The following is a 1,709-nucleotide window of genomic DNA, read 5'->3' on the forward strand; positions in this document are numbered from 1 at the left end:
ACAATCGACACCAACAGGAAGAAGAGTTCGAGGCGTCCAGTTAAGCTTTGTGTGTTGTTAAATAAGCGGCGAATCATGCCCCCGGCTCCAAGCGGAAGCCGACTTTAGGGATGGTTTTCAATAAATGTTCTTCAAAGGGTTTATCGAGTTGACCGCGCAGTTGATAAATGTGGCTGCGCAAAACGTCATTGTTTGGCTCATTTTCTTGCCATAGGCGGAATGCGATTTCTTCACGCGTCACAACTTCGGGGGCATTTTTGACCAGCATTTCTAGAATAGTGTACGTGGTTGGATTCAACGCCAACAGCTTATCTTGACGGTAGGCTTGATGCGTTTTTTGATCGATAGACACTTCGCCATACTGGAGTTTGGTTGATGCAACCGTACCGCGGTAGCGTTTAATCAATGCAGTCATGCGTGCTTCAAGAATATCGAGATCAAACGGTTTGGTGAGGTAGTCGTCGGCGCCGTGTTGGAAGCCTTTGAGCATGTCGTCTCGGCTATCAAGTGCAGTCAACATCAACACCGGAGTGTTATTACCCGCATCGCGCAGCTTGTTGCACAGTGTTAGGCCATCCATGCGCGGCAGCATGAGGTCGAGCAAAATGATGTCAAACGCATTATCCATCGCCAGCTTTAAGCCTAGCTCACCGTTGTCGGCATAATCCAGCTGCATGCCAGCACACTCAAAATAATCGAACAACATTCCCGCTATTTCACGATTATCTTCTACCAAAAGTACACGTTTCATTTATTCTTATCCAATCTCGATAAATTCGAATGTTGATCTTAACGAACATTATTCACTATAGGTGTGAAAAAGTTGTCGACAATGATTTTCTCACCTTTGTGTCGGTTTTCAATGTCTAACCTTAAATACAGTGGTACCTGTTTATTTATATCTATCAATACTGATTGAAATATAAATGGTATAGATTGGTTGGTTCTGTTAACTCCATATAAAACATGAAGATACTAAATTATTTATGTGACACTGAGCACATTATTAATAATTGCCAATCTTCACAAGTGCACTTGATAGGGAAGGTTCTTACTTTTTATAAAACCATTTTTTAGATATGGTTATTGCGTTTAAATACAAACGCTTAGATTCTCTTTTTTGAGATAATTCAATCAAATCAATGGTTTCATGCATAAGCGAAACGCTGCATTATTTTATTTTTATTAATAAAACTACATTTTCTGTTCTTGAACTGTTCATAAACGAAAGTCTCCCATTAACTTTACTTGTTTAAAATCCATGATCCTTCCAATGCTTAATGCCAGATAAAAATCAATTTGTGAGGCTATCATGTTTAACAGTATACGCACTCGAATTGCTGTCAGTGCGGGTGGGGCAATGGCCTTCACTCTATTGATTGCAATGGGTATGACAACCAATGCGTTCACGCAAGTGAATGAACAAATCACTACAAAAGTAAAATCTCAACTGACCGAAGCCACCACGACCGACCTGAGCAATACGGCGATTCAGCAAGGGCTGAATATTTCCAACCAGTTAGAGCCAGTGTTGGCGAACTTAAAGCAAGCGCGTTCAATTATCGAATTAAGCGCAGAGACGGCCGCGACGCCAGACATTATTGTTAAACAGTTTATTGCGTCGCTAGAAGCTCAGAACAAAGCTGTGTTTGCTGGTTACATGGTATGGGAAAAGCCATCGTGGGTTGAGCCAACGATTCAAGACAAAA

At 41.4% G+C, this 1,709-nt stretch carries 1 protein-coding gene and 1 pseudogene; one reads left to right on the forward strand and one right to left on the reverse strand.

Annotated elements, in window-relative coordinates; translation table 11 throughout:
* Positions 1 to 73: 73 nt before the first annotated feature.
* Positions 74 to 751 carry a response regulator transcription factor gene (locus R7O12_RS24135; RefSeq protein WP_005457963.1) on the reverse strand — a complete coding sequence of 226 codons (678 nt, stop codon included), beginning with the start codon at positions 749 to 751 and terminating at the stop codon, positions 74 to 76.
* Positions 752 to 1,312: 561 nt separating this feature from the next.
* Between R7O12_RS24135 and R7O12_RS24140 the strand changes: the two are divergent.
* A pseudogene (locus tag R7O12_RS24140) lies at positions 1,313 to 1,709 on the forward strand (methyl-accepting chemotaxis protein); the annotation flags it as partial.

It is taken from the genome of Vibrio sp. Vb1574 (assembly GCF_033338675.1).